Raw genomic sequence first — 4,587 nt, forward strand, 5'->3', positions numbered from 1 at the left:
TCGTGCCAGGCGAACGCGGCGTCGGCCAGCGCGGCGCTGCGGGCGTTGCCGCGCAGGGTGTTGGCCAGGGCCTCCAGCTGCACCGCGGCATCGCGCGGCTTGCCCTGTTCGATCAGTGCCAGGGCCTGGCTCTGCGCCGGCGATTCCGGGGCGCTGGTCACGCTGGTGGTGGCGCAGCCGGCCATCAGCAGCAAAGCAAGCGACAGGGCAGAGATCCGGGCGGCGGGCGTGTTCATGATCAGGTCCATTCGATGGGGCAGCCGTAGGCGGGTACCTGTACGATTCTACCCTTGACCTGTGAGTGCCGTTGCGATGAGTGCTGTCCCTACGCTGTATGTCGTTGCCACCCCGATCGGAAACCTCGCCGACCTGACGCCACGGGCGCAGGAGGTGCTGCGCTCGGTGGCCGCGATCTGCGCCGAGGACACCCGCCGCAGCGGCCAGCTGCTGGCCCATTTCGGCATCCAGCAGCCGCTGGTGGCCCTGCACGACCACAACGAGGATGCGCTGGCCCAGCGCATTGTCGGCCGCCTGCTGGCCGGTGAATCGCTGGCCCTGGTCAGCGACGCCGGCACTCCGCTGGTCAGCGACCCGGGTTACCGGCTGGTGCGCGCCGCGCGCGAAGCCGGGGTCCGGGTCAGCCCGGTGCCGGGGGCCTGTGCGGCCATCGCCGCGCTCAGCGTGGCCGGGCTGCCCAGCGACCGCTTCACTTTTGAAGGCTTCCTGCCGGCCAAGGCCTCCGGCCGCCGCGAGCGTCTGCAGGCGCTGGCAGGGGAAACCCGTACCCTGGTGTTCTACGAATCCTCACACCGCATCGCGGAGTCGCTGGCCGACATGGCCGACGCCTTCGGCCCACAGCGTCCGGCGGTACTGGCGCGCGAACTTACCAAGCTGTTCGAGACCGTGCTGGATGGCGACCTGGCCAGGCTGCGCGCCCAGGTGGAAGCGGACGAGAACCAGCGCAAGGGCGAGTTCGTGGTGATGGTGCAGGGCGCGGCAGATGATGCCGAAGCCCAGCTGCAGCATGGGCGGCGCGTGTACGCCAAGCTCAGCGAGCACCTGCCGCCGTCCACCGCGGCCAAACTGGCCGCCGAACTGACCGGGGCCCCACGCAAGGCGCTCTACGGCAGCTGAACCTTGATCCCCTCGCGCTGGGCTTCCGGGGCGTTGGCAAGATTCTGGAGTTGCCGCACCCGGCGATTGCTGCGCGGTATCGAAGGATCGAGTGCGGCGAGCTGATTGTCGCGATGGCCGAAGCGCCGATTCACCATGGCAACCCATTGCCAGACATGCGCCCGTTCCTCGCGCATGGCAAGGCTGCGCGGGCGTTCGAATCCCAATGAGCCCTGTTCCTCGCGCGGCAGCATCAGATCGAGCAGCGCTGTGTTGTAGTTGTCCTGCAATTCGGTCGTTTTCAAGCCGAGCCAGCCGCGCAGGTTGCCGGCATGCCCGCCGGCCTCATGCAGCACCTCACCGATGCGCAGCCGCCGTGCATAAGACAGTTCCGTCATGGGCAGCCGACACAACACGTACCCCAGTCCCGCATGCAGCACCTGATGTTTCAGCAGCTCGGGTTTGAGGGTGAAGGGGGGGCGCTTTCGTCCAGCCAGCGCTGGAGGTCGTCGGCGGCACGCCTGCCCAATTGCTGGCGCAGCGGTTCCAGCACGTGGATCAAGGCGCGCGCGTTGGCGGTGCGTTCGGGCACATTGCAGTCCAGGGCGTGCACGAGCTCCTGTACCGGCGTGGCGGGTAGTTCCGAACCGGGACGGGGCAGCACGGTGCCAGGGGGCAACGCCATGTGCCGGCGCAATGCGGCGTCGCCTTCTTCAATGGCTTCCATGAGCGCGCGTGAGTCGTCATGGGCAGTTGGGGACGAGGGGGAATTGAACAGGTGTACGGGGATCGGGCGCACGCCAGCGCGTTCCGCCCGGGCGGCGGGTGAAGCGGCTCGGCGGGCTGTGTGAGTGGCATCAGGGGGAAGGGCATACATGCTCGGGTGCTCGTCTAGGGCAGCTGCAGGGTGATGCCACGACGCTTCGCTTCCGGTGTCCTGCTGAGAAGTTCCAGCTGCTTGGCCCGGACTTTGTTCTCGCGGGTCAGGTGCATGTAGGTCCATGCCGGGTGTGCAACGGTGTAGCCGAAGCGCCGGTTGACCATGGCGGCGCGCTGGTAGGCCGTGGCGCGTTCGGTGCGCAGCGTTCGCCGCTGCGGATCGGTGCCTTCAAGCGATGCGGTCATCGGGTTGGGCCTGAGCGCATCCAGCTGCAACGCAGCCGCCCGTTCCACCGGCAGGAGGCGGTCCAGCAGTGCTTCGGCGCGAATCAGTTCAAGCTCTGGATGGGGGATGTTCAGGCCGGCACGCACCGCTCCGGTGCGTGCGCCGGCATCGCGCAGGGCTTCGCCGATGCGCACGCGCTGTGCCGGCGACAGCGCGGCGCGCTGCAGTGCCAGCAGGATCTGGTCGAGTCCGGCGCAGTCGATACGGTCCTGCAGGTGCTGGCCGAACGGTGGCGCGTCGGTGTTTCCCGCCCAGCGGCACAGGTCATCGGCTGTTGCCCGCGCCAGCAGCACGCGGCGTCCTGCCAGGCCGTCGATGATCGTCTGCGCGTTCTTGGTCCGGGTTGAGGTCTGCGAGTCGCGTCCGTGCGCCATCATCTGGCACACGGTGAAGTCGTCGGCTTTGATCCGGGCGATCAGGTCCCGGGGCGACTGCGGCGGGGCGATCACGGCACTCCCCGCAGGCCGGTTGACCACGTCACGCAAGGCCAGCTGGGGCGGCCGTGGGGTATTCGTACGGCGCGTGCGCACCCGGGGCGGCGCTGCGGCGTTGACGGACGGGGGAGTGGACACAGACCTGGGCATGCGGAAACCTCGGTTCGGCAGTCCAGCCGACGCTAGCCGTTCAGCACGGTGCCGACTTTCCAGAAACGCGCATTTCATATGAACGCGCCGTGCCGAAGGCGACACCCAGGGCTGTCGGTTCGGAGCCGGGTGTGTGAAAATACGCGCGGCGGAGTCGGCCAGACAGTCGCGTCATTCCTTCGGGAATGCCGAGGAAAGTCCGGGCTCCACAGGGCAAGGTGCCAGGTAACGCCTGGGCGGCGCAAGCCGACGGAAAGTGCAACAGAAAGATACCGCCTACGTTCTCTTCGGAGAGCCGGCAAGGGTGAAATGGTGCGGTAAGAGCGCACCGCGAGTCTGGTAACAGACCGGCACGGCAAACCCCACCTGGAGCAAGACCAAATAGGGTCCTATGGCGTGGCCCGCGTCGGGACCGGGTAGGTTGCTTGAGCGCCACGGTGACGTGTCGCCTAGAGGAATGACTGTCCACGACAGAACCCGGCTTATCGGCCGGCTCCGCCTTTTTTCCTCAATCCTCCATCGGTTCGTCATCCCAGGCGGTGCGGTACTGCGTGCTGGAGATCAGCTGCTGGTCGCTGTGCGACCACAGCACCACGGTGGTGAATTCGTCCACGTCGATGTCGTGGGGGACCTCCAGCAGGAAGCGCGATTGCGGGGTGATCTGCCCGACCCGGCGCGCGCGCGGCTGGCTGCGCAGGAAGTCGGCGCGGTTGGCGATGCGGTCGCTGGTCAGATAGATGGTGCTGCTGCGGCTGGCAGAGGCTGGCACCGACATGCGGCCGTCAAAGGCGATCCGGCCATGGCTGACGCCCACCCGTCCATCGGCCCAGTACAGGCGGCTGCTGCCCGGGTGGTCGCGACGGAAATGCACCTGGTACGGCGCATCGGTCAGGGCACCTTCCACTTGGGCACCCGGGGCCGCGCCGGCCACGCCCTGGCCGGCACACAGCAGCAATCCGGCTCCCAGCCCGAGGCCCAGGGCCAGGGAATGGGTCAGTACGGCACGCTGGGTCAGGGAACGCATGCGATCACGCCGGGCAGGGCGCGCCAGTATGTGCATCGGTGGCTGTCGCAGGTGCCCCATCTGCAACGATGCACCTCGTCCGGTGCCATTGGCGACAGTCGGTCAGGGCCCGTCGATGTGCAGCGCACTCTCGCCGACACAGGTGCCTGCCGGGTCGAAACGGCGCTCACGGATGAAGCCCCGCCCTTGGGCATCCAATGCAATGATCGTGCTGGCCCGGGTGCCGTAATCGGCACTGCGGATGAACGCCGACGACAGCCAGCGCTCCCGTTCCAGGCCGATGCCGGTGTCCGGCAGCTGCGCGTCGTCGGCCCGGGTGGTGTCCGCAAGCGCCTGCCATAGCGGCTCCAGCGACTCATTGCCAGTGTCCAGCCAGGCCTGCAGGGCGGCGTTGAGGCGCAGGGTCTTGGGCCACGGGGCGTCGAGCGGGCCATTGGACAGCCCATGGATGCCGGGGGGCAGGGTCTGGCGGTGTGCCGGGTGATTGCCGAGGAACTCGCAGCTGTGCGTATCGGCCAGCAACAGGTTGAACGGCGCGTAGGCGGCCGCTTCCTCGGCCAGCCAGTCGGCGTAGCGCCCGGCCGGTGCGGCATCGCGAAGGTACTGGGCCACCAGCGCGCCGCGCGAAGGCCCGGTCTGGGCTGCCAGCGGATCGCGGACGTTGGTGACCACGGCCATGCGGCCGTTGCCGGTGATGCCCG

6 protein-coding genes, 1 other RNA gene and 1 pseudogene are annotated in these 4,587 nt (G+C 68.2%); 2 read left to right on the forward strand and 6 right to left on the reverse strand.

All coding sequences use genetic code 11. The features are described from left to right. Positions 1-236: pseudogene (locus tag RT551_RS21180) on the reverse strand (LppC family lipoprotein); the annotation flags it as partial. A 76-nt stretch (positions 237-312) separates the two neighbouring features. Here RT551_RS21180 and rsmI point away from each other — a divergent pair. Further along, positions 313-1,134 (forward strand): 16S rRNA (cytidine(1402)-2'-O)-methyltransferase, encoded by an 822-nt coding sequence (rsmI, locus tag RT551_RS21185; protein ID WP_313462158.1) that lies wholly within the window; start codon positions 313-315, stop codon positions 1,132-1,134. Here rsmI and RT551_RS21190 read toward each other — a convergent pair. From RT551_RS21190 to RT551_RS21200, 3 genes are all read right to left on the reverse strand, one after another. Then, entirely contained in the window at positions 1,122-1,511 is a 390-nt protein-coding gene (locus RT551_RS21190) for a hypothetical protein (RefSeq protein WP_313462160.1), read from the reverse strand. The two genes, rsmI and RT551_RS21190, sit on opposite strands and share 13 nt — an antisense overlap. Positions 1,512-1,561: 50 nt before the next feature. Further along, complete coding sequence (locus tag RT551_RS21195; protein ID WP_313462162.1) at positions 1,562-1,840, reverse strand: hypothetical protein; 279 nt, start codon at positions 1,838-1,840, stop codon at positions 1,562-1,564. A gap of 164 nt (positions 1,841-2,004) precedes the next feature. After that, on the reverse strand, positions 2,005-2,727 hold the full coding sequence (locus RT551_RS21200; protein WP_313462163.1) for a hypothetical protein: 723 nt from the start codon (positions 2,725-2,727) through the stop codon (positions 2,005-2,007). A gap of 285 nt (positions 2,728-3,012) precedes the next feature. Here RT551_RS21200 and rnpB point away from each other — a divergent pair. Next, positions 3,013-3,363: RNase P RNA component class A (rnpB, locus tag RT551_RS21205), an RNA gene on the forward strand. Between the two features lie 7 nt (positions 3,364-3,370). Here the strand turns inward: rnpB and RT551_RS21210 are convergent. Both RT551_RS21210 and RT551_RS21215 read right to left on the reverse strand, forming a co-directional pair. Continuing rightward, positions 3,371-3,886, reverse strand: coding sequence for a hypothetical protein (locus RT551_RS21210; protein WP_313462164.1), 516 nt, complete (start codon positions 3,884-3,886; stop codon positions 3,371-3,373). A gap of 102 nt (positions 3,887-3,988) precedes the next feature. Then, positions 3,989-4,587: NRDE family protein (locus RT551_RS21215; protein WP_313462165.1), on the reverse strand; the 599-nt coding region annotated here is incomplete at its 5' end.

Source organism: Stenotrophomonas sp. (assembly GCF_032103445.1).
In the GTDB taxonomy this organism is placed as follows: Bacteria; Pseudomonadota; Gammaproteobacteria; order Xanthomonadales; family Xanthomonadaceae; genus Stenotrophomonas.